At 66.5% G+C, this 19094-nt stretch carries 18 protein-coding genes and 1 pseudogene; 16 read left to right on the forward strand and 3 right to left on the reverse strand.

Features of this window, described 5'->3' with window-relative positions; genetic code table 11:
- Nucleotides 1–16: 16 nt before the first annotated feature.
- From OMK73_RS34975 to OMK73_RS34995, 5 genes and pseudogenes are all read left to right on the forward strand, one after another.
- A complete protein-coding gene (locus OMK73_RS34975) occupies nucleotides 17–1219 on the forward strand; it encodes an acyl-CoA dehydrogenase family protein (RefSeq protein WP_267606010.1) in 1203 nt (400 codons plus the stop codon).
- Nucleotides 1220–1232: 13 nt separating this feature from the next.
- Nucleotides 1233–2351 (forward strand): acyl-CoA dehydrogenase family protein, encoded by a 1119-nt coding sequence (locus OMK73_RS34980; RefSeq protein ID WP_267606011.1) that lies wholly within the window; start codon nucleotides 1233–1235, stop codon nucleotides 2349–2351.
- A gap of 126 nt (nucleotides 2352–2477) precedes the next feature.
- A pseudogene (locus tag OMK73_RS34985) lies at nucleotides 2478–2926 on the forward strand (MaoC family dehydratase).
- Between the two features lie 137 nt (nucleotides 2927–3063).
- Nucleotides 3064–3543: a MaoC family dehydratase gene (locus OMK73_RS34990; RefSeq protein ID WP_267606012.1), complete on the forward strand. Its 480-nt coding sequence runs from the start codon at nucleotides 3064–3066 to the stop codon at nucleotides 3541–3543.
- A gap of 94 nt (nucleotides 3544–3637) precedes the next feature.
- Nucleotides 3638–4270: a hypothetical protein gene (locus OMK73_RS34995; protein WP_267606013.1), complete on the forward strand. Its 633-nt coding sequence runs from the start codon at nucleotides 3638–3640 to the stop codon at nucleotides 4268–4270.
- Between the two features lie 7 nt (nucleotides 4271–4277).
- Here OMK73_RS34995 and OMK73_RS35000 read toward each other — a convergent pair whose 3' ends face one another.
- The 3 genes from OMK73_RS35000 to OMK73_RS35010 are packed head-to-tail and all read right to left on the reverse strand — an operon-like array spanning nucleotide 4278 to nucleotide 8020.
- Nucleotides 4278–5579 carry an MFS transporter gene (locus OMK73_RS35000; RefSeq protein ID WP_267606014.1) on the reverse strand — a complete coding sequence of 434 codons (1302 nt, stop codon included), beginning with the start codon at nucleotides 5577–5579 and terminating at the stop codon, nucleotides 4278–4280.
- Between the two features lie 60 nt (nucleotides 5580–5639).
- Nucleotides 5640–6425 carry an alpha/beta fold hydrolase gene (locus OMK73_RS35005; RefSeq protein ID WP_267606016.1) on the reverse strand — a complete coding sequence of 262 codons (786 nt, stop codon included), beginning with the start codon at nucleotides 6423–6425 and terminating at the stop codon, nucleotides 5640–5642.
- Between the two features lie 56 nt (nucleotides 6426–6481).
- Nucleotides 6482–8020 carry a flavin-containing monooxygenase gene (locus OMK73_RS35010; protein ID WP_267606017.1) on the reverse strand — a complete coding sequence of 513 codons (1539 nt, stop codon included), beginning with the start codon at nucleotides 8018–8020 and terminating at the stop codon, nucleotides 6482–6484.
- Between the two features lie 347 nt (nucleotides 8021–8367).
- On the opposite strand from OMK73_RS35010, the gene urtA reads away from it, so the two are divergent.
- The 11 genes from urtA (at nucleotide 8368) to ureE (ending at nucleotide 19087) form a co-directional block, all read left to right on the forward strand.
- Complete coding sequence (gene urtA, locus OMK73_RS35015; RefSeq protein WP_267606018.1) at nucleotides 8368–9633, forward strand: urea ABC transporter substrate-binding protein; 1266 nt, start codon at nucleotides 8368–8370, stop codon at nucleotides 9631–9633.
- 182 nt (nucleotides 9634–9815) lie between these two features.
- On the forward strand, nucleotides 9816–11453 hold the full coding sequence (gene urtB, locus OMK73_RS35020; RefSeq protein WP_267606019.1) for an urea ABC transporter permease subunit UrtB: 1638 nt from the start codon (nucleotides 9816–9818) through the stop codon (nucleotides 11451–11453).
- On the forward strand, nucleotides 11453–12658 hold the full coding sequence (gene urtC / locus OMK73_RS35025; protein ID WP_267606020.1) for an urea ABC transporter permease subunit UrtC: 1206 nt from the start codon (nucleotides 11453–11455) through the stop codon (nucleotides 12656–12658). Before urtB ends, urtC begins: the two co-directional genes overlap by 1 nt.
- On the forward strand, nucleotides 12655–13503 hold the full coding sequence (gene urtD, locus OMK73_RS35030) for an urea ABC transporter ATP-binding protein UrtD (protein ID WP_267606021.1): 849 nt from the start codon (nucleotides 12655–12657) through the stop codon (nucleotides 13501–13503). The genes urtC and urtD overlap by 4 nt, the downstream gene beginning before the upstream one ends.
- Nucleotides 13504–13538: 35 nt before the next feature.
- Nucleotides 13539–14231, forward strand: a complete 693-nt coding sequence (gene urtE, locus OMK73_RS35035; RefSeq protein ID WP_267606022.1) for an urea ABC transporter ATP-binding subunit UrtE — start codon at nucleotides 13539–13541, stop codon at nucleotides 14229–14231.
- Between the two features lie 204 nt (nucleotides 14232–14435).
- Entirely contained in the window at nucleotides 14436–15308 is an 873-nt protein-coding gene (locus OMK73_RS35040; protein ID WP_267606023.1) for an urease accessory protein UreD, read from the forward strand.
- A gap of 66 nt (nucleotides 15309–15374) precedes the next feature.
- Complete coding sequence (locus tag OMK73_RS35045; RefSeq protein ID WP_267606024.1) at nucleotides 15375–15677, forward strand: urease subunit gamma; 303 nt, start codon at nucleotides 15375–15377, stop codon at nucleotides 15675–15677.
- 78 nt (nucleotides 15678–15755) lie between these two features.
- A complete protein-coding gene (locus OMK73_RS35050; protein ID WP_267606025.1) occupies nucleotides 15756–16379 on the forward strand; it encodes a HupE/UreJ family protein in 624 nt (207 codons plus the stop codon).
- Nucleotides 16380–16416: 37 nt separating this feature from the next.
- Nucleotides 16417–16722, forward strand: coding sequence for an urease subunit beta (locus tag OMK73_RS35055; RefSeq protein WP_267606026.1), 306 nt, complete (start codon nucleotides 16417–16419; stop codon nucleotides 16720–16722).
- Nucleotides 16722–18440: an urease subunit alpha gene (gene ureC / locus OMK73_RS35060; RefSeq protein ID WP_267606027.1), complete on the forward strand. Its 1719-nt coding sequence runs from the start codon at nucleotides 16722–16724 to the stop codon at nucleotides 18438–18440. The genes OMK73_RS35055 and ureC overlap by 1 nt, the downstream gene beginning before the upstream one ends.
- A gap of 35 nt (nucleotides 18441–18475) precedes the next feature.
- Nucleotides 18476–19087: an urease accessory protein UreE gene (gene ureE, locus OMK73_RS35065; RefSeq protein ID WP_267606028.1), complete on the forward strand. Its 612-nt coding sequence runs from the start codon at nucleotides 18476–18478 to the stop codon at nucleotides 19085–19087.
- Nucleotides 19088–19094 lie beyond the last annotated feature (7 nt).

Raw genomic sequence — 19094 nt, forward strand, 5'->3', positions numbered from 1 at the left:
ATCACTGGAGACGGGCATGGATCTCAACTATTCGGCGTCCGACGATGCCTTCCGCGCCGAAGTGCGCGGCTGGCTGGAGGCCAACCTGCCGGCGGAAATCAGCAGCAAGATTCTGAACCACCGCCGCCCCAACCGCGACGACCTGGTGCGCTGGCACAAGCTGCTGGCGGGCCGCGGCTGGTCCGCGCCGCACTGGCCGGTGCAGTACGGCGGCACGGGCTGGAACGCCACGCAGCGCCATATCTGGGACGAGGAAAATGCCCGCGTCGGCGCGCCCGGCGTGCTGCCCTTCGGGGTGGCCATGGTCGCGCCCGTGATCATGAAGTACGGCAGCGAAGCGCAGAAGGACTACTACCTGCCGCGCATCCTGGATTGCACCGACTGGTGGTGCCAGGGTTACTCCGAGCCGGGTTCGGGTTCCGACCTGGCGTCGCTGAAGACCCGCGCTGAACTCACCTCCGACGGCAAGCACTACATCGTCAACGGCCAGAAGACCTGGACCACGCTCGGCCAGCACGCCGACATGATCTTCTGCCTGGTCCGCACCGATCCCGAAGCCAAGAAGCAGGAGGGCATCTCCTTCCTGCTGATCGACATGAAGACCCCGGGCATCACCGTGCGCCCGATCATCATGCTCGACGAAGAGCACGAAGTGAACGAAGTGTTCTTCGACAACGTCGAGGTGCCGGTGGAGAACCGCGTGGGCGAGGAAAACCGCGGCTGGACCTACGCCAAGTACCTGCTTGGCCATGAGCGCACCGGCATTGCCCGCGTGGGCAACTCCAAGCGCGAGCTGGGCTTCCTCAAGCGCGTTGCCAAGCAACAGCAAAAGAACGGCCGCCCGCTGCTGGAAGATCCGCTGTTCGGCGCCAAGGTTGCCGCGCTGGAAATCGAGTTGATGGCACTGGAACTGACCGTGCTGCGCGTGGTGTCGAGCGAGAGCGCCGGCAAGGGCCCTGGCCCCGAGGCTTCGATGCTCAAGATCAAGGGCACCGAGATCCAGCAGATGCTGACCGAGCTGATGGTGGAGGCTGTCGGCCCCTACGCGCAGCCGTTCGACACCGCCTACCTGGAGTGCGAACACGAGCACGCGGTGACCGGCTACGACGATGCCGCGCCGCTGGCCGCTTACTACTTCAACTATCGCAAGACCTCCATCTACGGCGGGTCCAACGAAATTCAGAAGAATATCATCAGCCAGATGATCCTGGGGCTGTGAGGAGACACGCGATATGAACTTCAATCTCAGCGACGAACAGAAGCAACTGGCTGACGCCGTCCATCGCTTCATCGATAAAGACTACGATTTCGAAACCCGCAAGAAGGGCATCAAGGCCGAAGCCGGCCATAGCGATGCCGCCTGGGGCGCGCTGGTCGAGCTCGGCCTGACCGCGCTGCCGGTGCCGGAAGCGCAGGGCGGTTTCTCGGGCACGCCCGTCGACATGATGGTGGTGATGCAGGAACTGGGCCGCGGCCTGGTGGTCGAGCCGTACTTCGCCACCGTGGTTGCCGCCTACGCGCTCAAGCTGGCCGGCGGCCAGGACGCGCTGCTGGAGCAGGTCGCTGGTGGCGAGCTGAAGTTGGCCACCGCCTTCAACGAGCCGCATGCCCGCTATGCGCTCAATGACGTGCGCGTGACCGCCAAGGGCGGCAAGCTCAACGGCCGCAAGGTCGTGACCATCCACGGCGCGCAAGCCGGCAAGCTGGTGGTGTCGGCCCGCACCAGCGGCGCCGATGCCGACACCAATGGCATTTCGCTGTTCCTGGTGGACCCGAAGGCGGCCGGCGTCAGCATCACCGACTACCGCACCATCGATAACCTGCGCGCTGCCGATATCACTTTCAAGGATGCACAGGGCGAGTTGCTGGGCACCGAAGGCGCGGCGTTTGCGCTGATCGAGCAGGTGGCCGACTACGCCGCCGTGCTGCTGTGCGCGGAAGCCGTTGGCGTGATGGACACGCTCAACGCCGCCACGCTGGAGTACGCCAAGACCCGCCAGCAGTTCGGCGTGCCGATCGCGCGCTTCCAGGCGCTGCAGCACCGCATGGTGGAGATGTTCATCCACGCCGAGCAGTCGCGTTCCATCACGCTGCTGGCCGCCGCCAAGTTCGACGAGGCCAGCCCGGAAGAACGCCGTCGCTTTGCCTCCGCGGCCAAGGCACGCGTGGGCCAGGCGGCTCGCTCGGTCGGCCAGGAAGCCGTGCAGATCCACGGTGGCATGGGCGTCACCGATGAACTGCCGGCGGCGCACATGTTCAAGCGCCTGACGCTGATCAACACCACCTTCGGGGATGTCGATCATCACCTGTCGCGCTTTGCGGCGCCGCCTGGCTTCCTGGAAACGGTCTGATCCAGGTGGCATCAAAGAACCGCGCCGGTTGTTCCAGGCGCGGTTTTTTGTTATGTATGGATCTCGTGTTTTGCAGTGCGTTTCCCGTGTCCCGTATTTACTGATTCCCCGTTGACGGAGCGATTCATGTCCACCCTGTATTTCGAAGACTTCGCCGTCGGCAGCAAGCGCGACCTCGGGTCCCACCTGGTGACGGAGGAGGAGATCCTGGCCTTCGCCCGCCAGTACGATCCCCAGCCTTTCCACGTCGACAAGGAAGCCGCGCAAAAAGCATCTACAAGAATCTCATCTCCAGCGGCTGGATGACCTGCTCGATCATGATGCGCCTGCTGGTGGATAACATGACCTCCAAGGCGGCCAGCATGGGCTCGCCCGGCGTGGACGAAATCCGTTGGCTCAAGCCGGTCTATGCGGGCGATACGCTGAGCGTGTCGCTGGTGGTGCTGGATGCGCGCGCATCCTCGTCCAAGCCGGACCGCGGCGTGGTGCACACCCAGTGGGATGCCACCAACCAGCGCGGCGAACTGGTCTGCACCGTCAAGGGCATGGGCATGTACGGACGGCGGCCTGCCTGATGCGCCAAAGCCGCTTGATATAACGGTGGTGTTTGCTCCCTCTCCCCCAGCCCCTCCCGCACGCGGGAGAGGGGAGCAAGGCATCACCCCCGACTGAACCCCGGCCATCCCGGCCAGCACAACAACAAGGAGACACCATGCGTACCATCGCTTCGCTCGAAGAACTGGAAAGCCTGCAGGGCCAGGAAGTGGCCATCAGCGACTGGATCGAGATCACCCAGCAGCAGGTCAACCAGTTCGCCGAAGCCACCGGCGATCATCAATGGATCCACGTCGACGTGGAGCGCGCCCGCCGCGAATCGCCGTTCGGCGGGCCGGTGGCGCATGGCTTCCTGACCTTGTCGCTGCTGCCGGCGTTCATGCACAACGCGATCGACATGCCCGGCGTGAAGATGGGCGTCAACTATGGCCTGAACCGCGTGCGCTTTACCGCGCCGGTGCCGGTCGGCAGCCGCCTGCGTGCGCGCGTGAAGCTGCTATCGGTGGAGCGCCTGGAGCCGCTGCCGAACGCGCCCGCGCTGGTCGGCGCCCAGTCCAACTGGGAAGTCACGGTGGAGCGCGAAGGCAGCGAGCGCCCGGTGTGCGTGGCGGAATCCATCAGCCGCCGCTACTCGTAATGCAGGCCGGCCGCCGCCACACCAAGGTGCGCGGCGGCCCGCGCCGTTTCTTTATCGGCGCTGGTCATGCGGGCGCCATTTCAAGGTGACCTACATGTCCAGGGGCGCAATCGATCTCGGCGATCTCGGCAAGTCCATGCTCAAGGCGGGCTCGCTCTATCTCTGGGAGATCGTGCGCTGCTGCGTTGCCGGGCTGGTCCTCAGCCTGATCGCATTCACGCTGGTGGCCAAGGGCAGCGCGGGCATGGGCTGGCCGCTCGCGGCGGCTGCGGCGGTGTTATTGATCGGTTTTCCCATAGCTTATTTCGTGGTTGGCCAGCAGCGCGCGCTCGACCGTGTGCTCGGTACGCTGGCGAACGCGCATGGCGAGCGCTTCTACGACGCCACGCTGGGGCGCTTCGTCGACTCGCTGCAAGCGCAGCAACCCGGCGCCCTGGCCAGCCTGCTTGCCAAGCCGCAAGCATTGACGGCCCGCTTGCGCGATTTTCTCGAGGACAGCGAGCGCATGCCCCGGCTGGCGCGCCGCATGGCGCTGCATCTCTCGGACAAGGTGGTCGCGGCGGTGCCGTTTGCCGGGCTGGCCGCGCAGGACGCGCCGGCGGCCTTGCGCACGGCTGCCGTCAACGCGCTGCAGGACCAGTTCGACGCGTCGTGGCAGCCGTTCCTGATCGTTGCCGCGGGCCAGGCCGCCGCAGCCGGCGCGGCCTGGTGGTGGCTGTCCCGCTAGGCGCAGCTCAGGCCGGTGAGCGCGCGGCCGCGATGTCTTGTGGCGAGGCCGCCAGCGCCTTTGCGGAACGCTCGGGATTGAGCCAGCACAGGCCAATCACACCGCTGGCCAGCAGTAGCAAAGCGTTGATCGTGAAGCCCACTTCGAAGCCCCCGTTCATGCCATGGCGCTGCACCAGTTGCCCCACCACCGCCGGTGCCAGGATGCCGGCCAACGTGGTCAGCGCCGTGTGGATGGACAACACGCTGCCGCGCTGGCCCTCCGGCACGATCTGCGCGAGCATGGCTGGCGTCAGTGCGAACGCCACGGGTGGCAGGCATGCCGCCACGGCAATCAGCAAGGTCTTGGGCACCGGCGCCAGCGAGATCGACGCGATCGCCAGGTACACGCCGCCGCCTGCCAGCGCGGCCACCGAGATGACCGCGCCACGCGCGAGCCGCGACGATGCGCCCGCGCGCAGCATGCGCTGCGACAACCCGCTAAGGACCAGCGTGACGGGCATGGCCGAGGCCACGATGGCGGCATACCAGCGCCCGGTGGTGACCGGGTCGAAGCCCAGGCCCTTTTCCAGGTAGGCGGGCAGCCAGGTCAGCCCCAGCGCCAGCGCCCAGTACGCGCAGAAGCCGACGGCCAGGCAGGCCAGCACGGTCGGATCGCGGAAGATGCGGCGATAGGGCAGGCGCACGGGCGTGGCCGCGGTGCCGGCGCGTGGCGCGCTTGCCTGCGCCAGCGGCCCCTCGCGCCCCACGCAGAGCCACATCGCGCTCCACGCCATGCCGATGCCGGCCAGGATCATGAAATTGGCGCGCCAGCCCCATCGTATCGTCACCAGCGGGATCAGCAGTCCCGCCAGCAGCAGGCCCACGTTGGCCCCCTGGTTGATCATCGCCACCGGCAGGTTGCGCTTATGGTCTGGAAACCATTTGAATAGCGCATGCACGGAGATCGGGAAGGCCGGCCCCTCGGCCGCGCCAAGCAGCATGCGGCAAAGCAGGATGGTCATGGCCGATCCCGCCAGCGCCAGCGGAACCTGCAGCACGGCCCACGCCAAGCCCATCGCCAGCAGCAGCCAGCGCGTGGCCACGCGGTTGGACAGAAAGCCAACCAGCACGGTGGATAGCGAGAACAGCCAGAAGAAGCTGCTGGCGATCAGGCCGAACTCGGCCGGCGCAAGCTTCAGGTCCGCCATCAGCGGCACCGCGACCATGCCCAGCACGATCTTGTCGAGGAAGTTGATCAGCGAAAGCCAGGTCAGCATCGAGGCCATGGCCCAGGCGCTGCGTGGCTGGTAGGTGGGAAGTGTATTCATCGGTCAGCCTCAGGATCGGTTCAACGTGTCGGCTTGGTGTGCGCTTGTGCTGGTGATTGCTCAGTCCAGGTGTTGCTCGATCAGTGCGAGCAGGCGCTCGGGTTGCTCCAGCATCACCAGGTGCCCGCTGTCGATCTCCGCGTAGCTGGCGTCGCCAAGCGCCTCGGCAAGCGCGCGGCAATGCGCCGGCGGCACCATCTGGTCGTGGCGCATGCCGATCACCAGCGTGGCGGCGCGGATGCGCGCCAGCAGCGGTGTGATGTCGATGGTGGCGTCGAGCGCGGCCTGGCGGTCGCTGCCGGGCGCCAGGCCTGCGCCGAAACGCCGCAGGATGCCCTCGATGGTGGCGTCGTCCATGGGCGCGATGAAGTGCTCCGATACGCCGTTGAGCAGGATCATGCGCGCCAGTTGCTTGCGGTCCGACTGCGCCAGCGACTGCCATAGCGCAAACAGCAGGCGCACGCGGCTATCGGTGCGCGCCCAGGCGCCGAACACCACCAGGCGCCGCACGTGCTCCGGCATCAGCGCAGCCGCGGCGGCGGCCACCACCCCGCCTAGCGAATAGCCGACCAGGTCCACGGGCGCATCGCCCTCAAGCGCCATGCAGGCGCGCACCTGTCCCACCAGCGCATCGAGCGTCAGCGGTCCGCCGTCGTCGCGGGTTTCGCCGGAGCCGGCAAGGTCCAGCGCCAGGCAGCGCCTGCGCTGCGCGAGCCCGGGCAGCAGCGCGGCCCAGTTGGTCTCCGCGCTGGAACTGGTGCCGTGCACAAGCAGGGTGGGGCGGCCGGTGCCGGCCTCGATCAGGCTGGTCTGGATGGGTTCCGACGCGATGGCCAGACGTTGCATGGCGAACTCCATTGGCTTCTCCTGGCGGGCTGGTTTGGCGAAATGACGCGGCAGGCTTACTGGGCAGTGATGCCGCCATCGACGGTGAACTGCGAGCCCGTGATGTAGCGGCCCCCGTCGCTGGCGTGGCGCAGCACAAAGTGTCCCCAGTCCGGCTTGCGCGTCTTCCACCAATAGGCGGTGGCATGGCTCGACCAGTTGTTGATGACCCTGCCGCTCGCCGACTTGTACCAACTGCTGCACGAGCCGGCCCACGCGGTCTGGCCGATGGCCGCCTGCAATGCCTGGTTGAAGCGCGTCACCACCTCCGGGCGCACTTCCATGGAGGCGAAGCGCGCTGAGCGGCAGGCCTGGATGCACTGCAGGACATAACGCGCCTGGCACTCGAGCATGAAGATGATGGAGTTGTGGCCCAGGTTGGTATTGGGGCCGTACAGCACGAACAGGTTGGGAAACCCCGGCGCCGTCATGCCCAGATAGGCCTCGGGATCCTCGCGCCACTGATCGGCCAGGGTGCGTCCATGGCGGCCGTGGATGCGGATCGGCGCGAGGAAGGAGCGGGCGTCGAAGCCGGTCGCGAAGATGATGGCGTCGGCCGGATGCCTGGCGCCGTCGGCGGTGACCACGGCGTCGGCTTCGACACGGGCGATGCGGGTGGTCTCGACCTGGACGTTAGGCCGCTTGAGCGCCTGGTAGAAATCGTCGGAGATCAGGATGCGCTTGCAGCCGATCGGGTAGTCCGGCGTGAGCTTGGCGCGCAGCGCGGGGTCGGCAATCATGTGCGCCAGGTAGCGGCGCGCCAGCGTTTCCAGTTCCCGGTTGCGCCCGCTGTCCCGTTGCATGCGCCCGAAGCGCAGCTCACGCTGCAGGTAGAGGTGCCAGCGATGCAGCCGCGCCGTCCACGGGTGACGCCGGAAGCGCGCCTGTTGCTCGGCGGTATAGGCCTCGCCGTTGCGCGGCAGCACCCAGTTGGCGCTTCGCTGGAACACCGTCAGCTTGCCCGCTTCCGGCGCGATGCGTGGAATGAACTGCAGCGCGCTGGCACCGTTGCCGATCACCGCGACCTGCTTGCCGCGCAGGTCGGCGTCATGCCGCCAGCGCGCGCAATGGAAGGCCGTGCCGGCAAAGCTGTCCAGCCCCGGGATGTCCGGCGCCAGCGGACGGTTGAGCTGCCCGGTGCCGCTGACAAGGATGCGCGCGGCGATGGTGTCGCCGTTACCTGTGCTCACCTGCCACAGGCAGGCGCCTTCGTCGTAGCGTGCCTCGGTGACCTCGATGCCGAAGCGGATATGCCCGAGCAGCCCGAAGCGCTCGGCGCAATGCTGCAGGTAGCGGTGTATCTCCGGCTGGGGCGAGTACGCGCTGGACCAGTCCGGCTTGGGCGCGAACGAGAAGCTGTAGAGATGGGAGGGGATGTCGCAGCCGCAGCCCGGGTAGGTGTTGTCCCGCCAGGTGCCGCCTACCGTGCCGGCCTTCTCCAGGATGACAAAGTCATCGATGCCGGCCTGCTTGAGCCGGATGCCCATGCACATGCCGGCCACGCCGGCGCCGATGATGACGATCTGGTCCGCGCCGGGCGTCGTTGACGCTTTCAATGGGCTGTCTCCGTCGTGCTTTTACTTGGTAGTTGCGGCTCATCCGGCAACGCCGTGGCGCGCAATCGAGAGGCCACCATAGTGCCGATTCCGGATTCGGGCAAGTCACGGCGCAGCATACGCACTGCCATGTGCCCCAATCTGAGTCAGCCGGCGGCAGCGCACAGGCTTGGTGCGTGACGCTTGCGCACTATCGTGGTGCGATGTGCGGCATTGCGACCGCTGAAGGCTCGCCAGACCGTGTGCACAGCCATGTATACAAGCTTGTATGCCATGGCATGCTAGTTGCAGAAGGTGTACCCGGGGTGCGTTGTTCCTTTATCCAACACGACAATCTGGGAGCTGCAATGAAAAGACGTGACATGCTGAAGCTGTCGGCGGTAGCCGCCGCGGCCTTGTTTGCAACGGCAGGCGTGAGCCCGCTGGTAATGGCGCAGTCCAAGGAACCGATCAAGATCGGTATCCTGCATTCGCTGTCCGGCACCATGGCCATTTCCGAGACTTCGCTCAAGGACGTGGCGCTGATGACCATCGACGAGATCAACAAGAGCGGCGGCGTGCTTGGCCGCAAGCTTGAGCCGGTCGTGGTCGATCCCGCTTCCAACTGGCCGCTGTTTGCCGAGAAGGCGCGCCAGCTGATCACCAAGGACAAGGTCGCCGTCACGTTCGGCTGCTGGACCTCGGTGTCCCGCAAGTCGGTGCTGCCCGTTTATGAAGAGCTGAACTCACTGCTGTTCTATCCGGTGCAGTACGAAGGCGAGGAGATGTCCAAGAACGTCTTCTACACCGGCGCGGCGCCCAACCAGCAGGCCATTCCCGCGGTGGAATACCTGATGAGCAAGGAAGGCGGCGGCGCCAAGCGTTTCTTCCTGCTCGGCACCGACTACGTCTACCCGCGCACCACGAACAAGATCCTGCGTGCCTTCCTGAAGAGCAAGGGCGTGGCGGACAAGGATATCGAAGAGGTCTACACGCCGTTCGGCCACAGCGACTACCAGACCATCGTCGCCAACATCAAGAAGTTCTCGCAAGGCGGCAAGACCGCGGTGATCTCCACCATCAACGGCGACTCCAACGTGCCCTTCTACAAGGAACTGGGTAACGCTGGCCTGAAGGCCAAGGACGTGCCGGTGGTGGCGTTCTCGGTGGGCGAGGAAGAACTGCGCGGCATCGACACCAAGCCGCTGGTGGGCCACCTGGCCGCATGGAACTACTTCATGTCGGTCAAGAACCCGGAAAACGAAGCCTTCAAGAAGCAATGGGCGGCGTGGGTCAAGGCCAACAACCTGCCGGGCGGCGACAAGCGCGTGACCAACGACCCGATGGAAGCCACCTACGTGGGCATCCATATGTGGGCGCAAGCCGTGAAGAAGGCCGGCACCACCGACACCGACAAGGTCCGCGCCGCCATGTACGGCCAGACCTTCAAGGCCCCGGACGGCTTCACCCTGACCATGGGCGAGAACCATCACCTGTACAAGCCGGTGATGATCGGCGAGGTCAAGGGCGATGGCCAGTTCACGGTGGTGTGGAAGACCCCGAAGGCCGTGCGTGCGCAGCCGTGGAGCCCGTTCATCGCGGGTAACGAAGGCAAGCCGGACAAGGTGATGTAAGCAAGGGCTCTCGCTCAGCGCTCTCTTCCTCTCTCTTGCCTCGTGGCTGGTGCGGGAGGAGGGAGCCTGGCAGTGTCTTTGCCGCTTCCCATGCTGTCCGCCGCTTCGGCGCGGTGGGCGGCAAATCGTCACGCCGATCAAGGTGACGCGCGTGCTTCGTCGCGCGCGACTCTGCAAACCTTATGCACCGACCCTTATCGTTCTCTCTCGCTTCACGGTTGCGCGCCATGCTGGCCGCGCTGCTCCTGCTGGCCGCGTGCCCGCTGTGGGCCGCGCCGCTGACGCAGGCCGACCTGAAGCCGTTGGCCGAAGACGACTTCGATGCCAAGACCGCCGCGATCACCGCGCTGACCAAGGCACCGGTGGCGCAGGCCGGCCCCATTCTCAAGGCGTTGCAGGACGATACGCTGCAATACGCGCCCGGCGTCGGCATGGTGCGCCAGGACGCAGACAAGCTGGTGGATGCGATCAGCGGCAAGCCGGTCACGGTCAAGCCCGACGTGCTCGAAGCGCTCACCCTGAACAACAGCCTGCGCGCCATGGTGGACAGTGCCGCCAGCAGCACACTGCTGCAATCGCCCGACGCGGCGGTGCGCACGCAGGCCGTCAATACGCTGCTGGACCAGCCGGGCAGCGCTTCGCGCCCGGTGGTCGAAGCCGCGCGCAAGGCCGAGGCCGATGCCGGGCTGCGCGCGAAGCTCGATGTGATCTGGGCCAATATCGTGCTGGCCGATGGCAACCGCGACGATCGCCTCGAAGCCATCCGCATCCTCGGGCGCGACAGCAATCCGCAGAGCCGCCAGAAACTGCAGCCATTGCTGGAAAAAGATGCCGCCGGCAACTATCGCGAGCCCGACGCCGAACTGCGCGGCGCCGCGCAGCAGGCGCTCGATGCCCTGCGCGGCGACCAGCGCCGCGCCGAACTGATCGGCAACCTCTTCGCCGGCCTGAGCCTGGGCAGCGTGCTGCTGCTCGCCGCGTTGGGGCTGGCTATCACTTACGGCCTGATCGGCGTCATCAACATGGCGCACGGCGAATTCCTGATGATCGGCGCGTACGCCACGTACATGGTGCAGGGCGTGTTCCGCGCGCACTTCGCCAGCGCGTTCGACTGGTACCTGCTGTTCGCGTTGCCGGCATCGTTCCTCGCCTCCGCCGTGGTCGGCTTCGTGCTGGAGCGGCTGGTGCTGCGCCATCTCTACGGCCGTCCGCTGGAGACGCTGCTGGCCACCTTCGGCGTGAGCCTGCTGCTGATGCAGACGGTGCGCACCCTGTTTGGCGCGCAGAACGTGGAAGTGGCCAATCCGTCCTGGATGAGCGGCGGCATCGAATGGCTGCCTGGCATGGTGCTGCCGTACAACCGCATGGTCATCATCGTGTTCGCGCTGGCGGTGGTGGCAGTGGCCTGGGCTGTGCTCAACCGCACCCGCCTTGGCCTGTTCGTGCGCGCCACCACGCAGAACCGCACCATGGCGGCCTGCGTCGGCGTACGCACCTGGAAGGTGGACAGCTACGCCTTTGCCTTCGGCGCGGGCATTGCCGGCCTGGGCGGCTGCGCGCTGTCGCAGATCGGCAATGTCGGCCCCGACCTCGGGCAGGCCTACATCATCGACTCCTTCATGGTGGTGGTGCTGGGCGGCGTGGGGCAGCTCGCGGGCACCATCATCGGCGCCTTTGGGCTGGGCCTGATCAACAAGTTCATCGAGCCGTTCTATGGCGCGGTGCTGGCCAAGATCTTTGTCCTGGTGCTGATCGTGCTCTTCATCCAGAAGCGCCCGCAGGGACTGTTCGCGCTCAAAGGGCGCAGCGCGGAGGCATGATGAAGACTTCACCCTCGAACCATTACGCGGCGGGTTTCCGGCTGGCCGTGCCGGAGCGCCAGCCGCTGTTCTCCGGGCGCAGCTGGACGGCGTTGGCTCTGATCGCGCTGGTGGTGGGCATCGGCGTGCCGGTGTGTGCGCTGCTGGTGCCTGAAGGCCATCCCATGCATCTGTCGGCCTACGCGCTGACGCTGATCGGCAAGATCATGTGCTTCGCGCTGGCGGCGATTGCGCTGGACCTGGTGTGGGGCTACTGCGGCATTCTCAGCCTCGGCCACGGCTTGTTCTTCGCGCTTGGCGGCTATGCCATGGGCATGTACCTGATGCGCAGCATTGGCCGCGAAGGCGTCTACAAGAGCGACCTGCCCGACTTCATGGTGTTCCTCGACTGGAAGGAGATGCCGTGGTTCTGGCACGGCACCGAGCATCTTGGCTACGCAATGCTGCTGGTGGTGCTGGTGCCGGGCGTGCTGGCATGGCTGTTCGGCTTCTTCGCCTTTCGCTCTCGCATCAAGGGCGTGTACCTGTCCATCATCACGCAGGCCATGACGTATGCGGCCATGCTGCTGTTCTTCCGTAACGAGACGGGCTTTGGCGGCAACAACGGCTTCACCGATTTCAAGCGCATCGCCGGCTTTGCAGTGGCCGCGCCGCAGACCCGCACCGCGCTGTTCGTGCTGACGTTCTTTGCCTTGCTGGCCGGCTTCATCGCCTGCCGCTATATCGTGACGTCCAAGCTCGGCCGCGTCGTGACCGCGATCCGCGATGCCGAGATGCGCGTGATGTTCTCGGGCTATAACCCGCTTGGCTACAAGCTGTTCGTGTGGACGTTCTCGGCCGTGCTGTGCGGCATCGCCGGCGCGCTCTACGTGCCGCAGGTGGGCATCATCAACCCGGGCGAGATGTCGCCGGCCAACTCCATCGAGATGGCGGTATGGGTGGCGGTGGGCGGACGGGGCACGCTGATCGGCCCGATCATCGGCGCTTTCATCGTCAATGGCGCCAAGACCATGTTCACGGCGTACTTCGCGGAGTACTGGCTGTTCCTGCTGGGCGCGATGTTCGTGCTGGTGACGCTGTATATGCCGGACGGCGTGATCGGCCTGCTCAAGCGACTGCGTGGCATGCGCGCAAGCCCGCAGGCCGCGCAGGGCAACGGCGCGAATGCGCCGGCGGCCGCCACCCGCAGCGGAGGTGAAGCATGAACGCAGCACTGGGAGCACAACAGGCGGAAAGCGGTGGCACCACCGGCCTGGGCCGCATCATGGAGCCGGGCGTCATCGACGTCTCGCACGGCCCCATCCTTTACCTGGAAGACGTGACCGTGCAGTTCGATGGCTTTCGCGCGCTGAACAAGCTCACGCTGTCGATCGACCACGGCGAGCTGCGCTGCGTGATCGGGCCCAATGGCGCGGGCAAGACCACCATGATGGATGTGATCACCGGCAAGACCGGGCCGCGCAACGCCAATGTGAGCGGGCGCGTGTTCCTGGGCCAGACCATCGACCTGATGCGCATGACCGAGCCCAGGATCGCGCAGACCGGCATCGGCCGCAAGTTCCAGAAGCCCACCGTGTTCGAGCAGCACGAAGTGTGGGAGAACCTGGAGCTGGCGATGAAAGGCGACAAGCGCTGGTTCACTTCATTGCGCGCGCGCCTGGGCGCCGAAGGGCATCGCCGCATCGAGCAAACGCTGGCGCTGACGGGGTTGGAGGATGAGGCCTATCGCCCGGCCGGCTTGCTGTCGCACGGCCAGAAGCAGCGGCTGGAAATCGGCATGCTGCTGATGCAGCAGCCGCAATTGCTGCTGCTCGACGAGCCGGTGGCGGGCATGACCGATGAAGAAACCATGCAGCTGGCCAAGCTGCTCAACAGCCTGCGCGGCACCTGCTCGATGATGGTGGTGGAGCACGACATGGAGTTCGTCGCGGCGCTGGCCGGCGATGCGGGCAAGGTGACCGTGCTGGCCGAGGGCAGCGTGCTGGCCGAAGGCACGCTCGACGCCGTCAAGCGCGAGGAGCGCGTGATCGAATCCTATCTCGGCCGCTAGGCGCTGCGCACCGGATAGAAAAAGGGAACGAGACTATGTTGCAGGTCAATGCACTCAACCAGTTCTACGGCGGCAGCCACATCCTGCGCAACGTCACCTTCGAGGTGCCGCAAGGCAAGCTGACGACCTTGCTCGGCCGCAACGGCGTGGGCAAGAGCACCTTGCTCAAATGCCTGATGGGCGTGGTGCCGACCAAGAGCGGCAGCATCAGCTGGGCGGGGCAGGCTCTGGAGAAAAAGCCGCCGTACGAGCGCGTGGCCTCGGGCCTGGCCTACGTGCCGCAGGGCCGCGAGATCTTCCCGCGCCTGACGGTGGAGGAGAACCTGCTGATCGGCGCCGCCAGCCTCAAGAGCCCGCAGGGCGTGCCGGACCGCATCTACCAGTTGTTCCCGGTGTTGCGCAGCATGCGCCAGCGCCGCGGTGGCGATCTCTCCGGCGGCCAGCAGCAGCAACTGGCGATCGGCCGCGCGCTGATGAGCGAGCCCGAACTGCTGATCCTGGACGAGCCGACCGAAGGCATCCAGCCTTCGATCATCCAGGACATCGGGCGGGCGCTGCGCCTGCTGGTGGATGAGTTCGGCATGACGGTGCTGCTGGTGGAACAGTATTACGAATTCGCCCGGCACCTGGCGGATCACTACGTGGTGATGAGCCGCGGCGAAGTGGTGGCGAGAGGCGAGGGCGCGAAGATGGAAGAGGAGGGCGTGCGGGAGCTCATCGCGGTGTGACGTGACACGCGGTGCCGCATGATCGTAGTGCTGGTGTGTTCCCCTCTCCCGCTGCGCGGGAGAGGACGGACACCTGGCGGGCGCCGATTGCGTGTCGTCCCGAAGCCCGCCTCGAATACCACTTCCAGTGCCTCCGGCTGCGCGCTATGATGCCCGCATCCAGCGCACGATGCATTGCCGGCCGCCTCCGCCATTCCCACATTCATGCGTCATCCAGACTTTCCTTCGACCCTCGCCGTGCCGCCCGCATGGGAGGCCAGCCTGCGCCTGCGGTTTGCCGCGCGCGGGGAGCGCAGCGCGTTGGTCGAGCGTCGCCACCAGGGGCCGTTGCTGGTGCAAAAGCCACTCTATCCGGAGGGGTCTATCTGCCATGTGGTGATCCTGCATCCGCCCGCGGGCGTGGCCGGCGGCGACAGCCTGGACATCGACGTGACGGTGGGCGCGCTCGCCCATGCGGTGCTGACGACGCCCGGCGCCACCAAGTGGTACAAGTCGCTCGGCCGCCATGCCGCGCAGCGCGTCACGCTGACGCTGGAAGCCGGCGCGCGGGTGGACTGGCTGCCGCAGGAGAACATCGTCTTTGACGACGCGCACGCGCGCCTTGCCACCACCGTGACGGTGGCTCCCGGGGCCAGCGCGATCGGCTGGGATGCCATCGTGCTGGGCCGGCAGGCCAGCGGCGAGACCTGGAGCCGCGGCACGCTGGGCATGGAGACACGGGTGCAGGGCGGCGGCAAGCGCGCGCTGTGGATCGAGCGCGCGCAACTGGACGCGGCTTGTGCGCTGCGCCATGCGGTGGCCGGGCTGGACGGGCTCAACGTCATGGGCACGCTGTGGGCGGTGGGCGATGGCGCGACGCAGGCACTCGCGGAAATGCTGGCCGGGCAGCTGCCTTATCGGGCGGACCTGCGCGCTGGCGTGACGCGGCTCGAGCAAGACGGCCAGTCGATGTTGCTGCTGCGCGTGCTGGGCGCGCAGATGGAAGCGGTCAGGCAGTTGATGGTGATGGCGTGGAGCGCGCTGCGCGAACCGATCCACGGTGTGCCTGCCAGGCCCCTGAGGCTGTGGGCGACGTAGGCGCAGACTTTGGGATTTGCCACCGCGCATCGCACGGATAAAACAAGAAACAACGGGAATACCAGGATGGAACTCACTCCGCGAGAAAAGGACAAGCTGTTGATCTTCACCGCCGCGCTGCTGGCCGAGCGCCGCCGCGCGCGCGGGCTCAAGCTCAACTATCCCGAGGCGGTGGCCTTGATCACCGCCGCCATCATGGAAGGCGCGCGCGATGGCCGCTCCGTGGCGGAGTTGATGCATGAGGGCACCACCGTGCTCTCGCGCGAGGACGTGATGGATGGGGTGGCCGAGATGATCCACGATATCCAGGTGGAAGCCACGTTCCCCGATGGCACCAAGCTGGTCACGGTGCACCATCCGATCATCTGACGCCAAGGCGCATGGCACGCCGGACGTGAAGCACGCCGGTTGCAGCGAAATCCCAGAACCAGGACACGAGGTCAAGACATGAACCACTCCAACCGCTCGCGCGCCGTGAGGCTCGCCACCGTGGGCGCCTCGCTGGCGCTTGCCAGCGCCGCTGCCGTCGCGCATCCGGGCCATGATGCCGCCACTGCCGGCGCCAGCCTGTGGGCCGGCTTGCTGCATCCCTTCACCGGCATGGATCACTTGCTCGCCATGGTGGGCGTGGGCGTATGGAGCGCGCTGGGTGCGCGCTCGCCGCGCGAAGCCTTGCGCATGCCCTTTGTCTTCGTGGCTTTGATGCTGGCTGGCGCGGTGCTCGGCCTTACCGGCATGAGCCTGCCGCTGGTGGAGCCGATGATTGCCGCGTCGCTGCTGGTGATTGGCCTGCTGGTTGCGCTGCGCGCCAGGCTGCCGGCATGGGCGGGGATGGCCATTGTGGGCGGCTTCGCCGTCTTCCACGGCTATGCCCACGGATCCGAGTTGCCGGCCGCGGCCGGCGCATTGCCCGCGGTGGCGGCCTATGTGAGCGGCTTTTGCGTGGCCACGATGGTGCTGCACGCGGCCGGCATCGGCCTGGGCGGCGCGCTGCGCCGCCACGCCGGCTGGCTGGCACGGCTGGCGGGCGCGGGCGTGGCGCTGTACGGCGTCGGCCTGATGGTCGCTTGAGCGCACCGACCGCACCGACCGCAACAAGGAACCCATCATGATCCCCGGTGAACTGATGCCCGCAGAGGGCGAGATCGAACTGAACGCCGGCCGCCCCACGGTCAGCGTGGCGGTGGCCAACACGGGCGACCGCCCGGTCCAGGTCGGCTCGCACTTTCATTTCTACGAGACCAACCCCGCGCTGGATTTCGACCGCGAGGCCACGCGCGGCTTCCGCCTGAACATCGCCGCCGGCACCGCCGTGCGCTTCGAGCCGGGCCAAAGCCGCACGGTGGAACTGGTGGCGCTGTCCGGCGCGCGCATCGTCTACGGCTTCAACGGCAAGATCATGGGAGCGCTGTGATGAGCGTGAAAATCTCCAGGCAGGCTTATGCCGAGATGTTCGGCCCCACCACCGGCGACCGCCTGCGGCTCGCCGACACCGGGCTCGTCATCGAGGTGGAGAAGGACTTCACTGTCTACGGCGAGGAAGTGAAATTCGGCGGCGGCAAGGTGATCCGCGACGGCATGGGGCAGAGCCAGCGCATGGCCAAGGACTGTGTCGACACCGTCATCACCAATGCGCTGATCGTCGACCACTGGGGCATCGTCAAGGCCGACATCGGCCTCAAGGACGGCCGCATTGCCGCCATCGGCAAGGCCGGCAATCCGGACATCCAGCCCGGCGTGACCATCGTCGTCGGGCCGGGCACCGAGGTGATCGCGGGCGAGGGCATGATCGTCACCGCCGGCGGCATCGACAGCCACATCCACTTCATCTGCCCGCAGCAGATCGAAGAGGCGCTGATGAGCGGTGTCACCACCATGATCGGCGGCGGCACCGGGCCCGCCACCGGCACCTTCGCCACCACCGTCACGCCCGGCCCCTGGTTCATGGAGCGCATGCTGCAGGCGGTGGAAGCCTACCCGATGAACATCGGCCTGCTCGGCAAGGGCAACGCCAGCCTGCCGGGGCCGCTGATGGAGCAGGTCGAGGCCGGCGCCATCGGGCTCAAGCTGCACGAAGACTGGGGCACTACACCCGCGGCCATCGACAACTGCCTGAGCGTGGCGGATGCCACCGACACGCAGGTGGCAATCCACACCGATACGCTCAACGAGGCCGGCTTCGTCGAAGCCACCGTGGCTGCGTTCAAGGGCCGCACCATCCATACGTATCACACCGAAGGCGCGGGCGGCGGCCATGCGCCCGACATCATCAAGGTCTGCGGCGAGCCCAACGTGCTGCCGTCGTCGACCAACCCGACGCGGCCATACACCGTCAACACGCTCGACGAACACCTCGACATGCTGATGGTCTGCCACCACCTGGACCCGTCGATCGCCGAGGACATCGCCTTCGCCGAGAGCCGCATCCGGCGCGAGACCATCGCCGCCGAAGACATCCTGCACGACCTCGGCGCGTTCTCGATGATCTCCAGCGATTCGCAGGCCATGGGCCGCGTGGGCGAGGTCATCATCCGCACCTGGCAGACCGCGCACAAGATGGCCGCGCAGCGCGGCAAGCTGCCCGGCGACCCCAACGACGCGCGCGGCGGGCATGACAATTTCCGCGTCAAGCGCTACATCGCCAAGTACACGATCAACCCCGCGCTCACGCATGGCATCGCGCACGAGGTGGGCTCGATCGCGGTCGGAAAATGGGCCGACCTGGTGCTGTGGAAGCCGGCCTTCTTCGGCGTCAAGCCGAGCCTGATCCTCAAGGGCGGGATGATTGCCGCTGCTGCCATGGGCGACCCCAACGCATCGATCCCCACGCCGCAGCCGGTGCACTACCGGCCGATGTTCGCCGCCGCCGGACGGGCATTGCACAAGTCGTCGCTGACCTTTGTCTCGCAAGCGGCGCTGGCCGCCGATGTGGGCGGGCGCTATGGCCTGAACAAGGTGCTGTCGGCGGTACAAGGCACGCGCACCGTGGGCAAGCGCGACATGGTGCACAATGACTGGCAGCCGAACGTCACCGTGGATCCCGAGACCTACCAGGTGGTGGCCGACGGCCAGTTGCTGATCTGCGAACCGGCGACCGTACTGCCGATGGCGCAGCGCTATTTCCTGTTTTGATGTCCATGATGTCCGTGATGTCCATAAGGCCCGCTTTGCAGAAGATCGACAAACACCTCGCCGCCCCGCACGGCATCGCCGCCGTGCTGGTGCGCCGCGCGCCCAAGCTGGTGCTGCCTTTCGCCGAGCGCAGCAAGAGCCGCCTGCGCGCCACGCTCGACAATGGCGAAGAAGTGGCGGTGTTCCTTGCGCGCGGCACCGTGCTGCGCGGCGGCGACCTGCTGGTCACCGAAGGCGGCCTCTTTGTCGAAGTGCAGGCGGCGCCGGAGTCCGTGCTGCAAGTCGGCGCCAGCGATCCGCAGGCACTGATGCGCGCGGCCTACCACCTCGGCAATCGCCACACGCCGGTGGAAGTGGGCCGCGACTACCTGCGCCTGGAATTCGACCCGGTGCTCGCGGACATGCTGGCCCGCCTTGGCGTGCAGGCCGAACGCGCGGAACTGCCGTTCGAGCCGGAAGCCGGCGCCTACGGCGGCGGGCACAAGCATGGGCACGATGCGACGTTTGCGGAGGACTATGCCGCCGCGCAGGCGGTGTTCCATGAGCATCATGGGCACGACCACGATCATGGCCATGCGCACAGTCATGACCATGGCCACGACCATGCGCCACACGTGCATGACGAGAACTGTGGGCACAAGCACTGAGGCTTGG

Origin of the sequence: Cupriavidus sp. D39 (genome assembly GCF_026627925.1) — a bacterium.
GTDB classification, from domain to species: Bacteria; Pseudomonadota; Gammaproteobacteria; order Burkholderiales; family Burkholderiaceae; genus Cupriavidus; species Cupriavidus ulmosensis.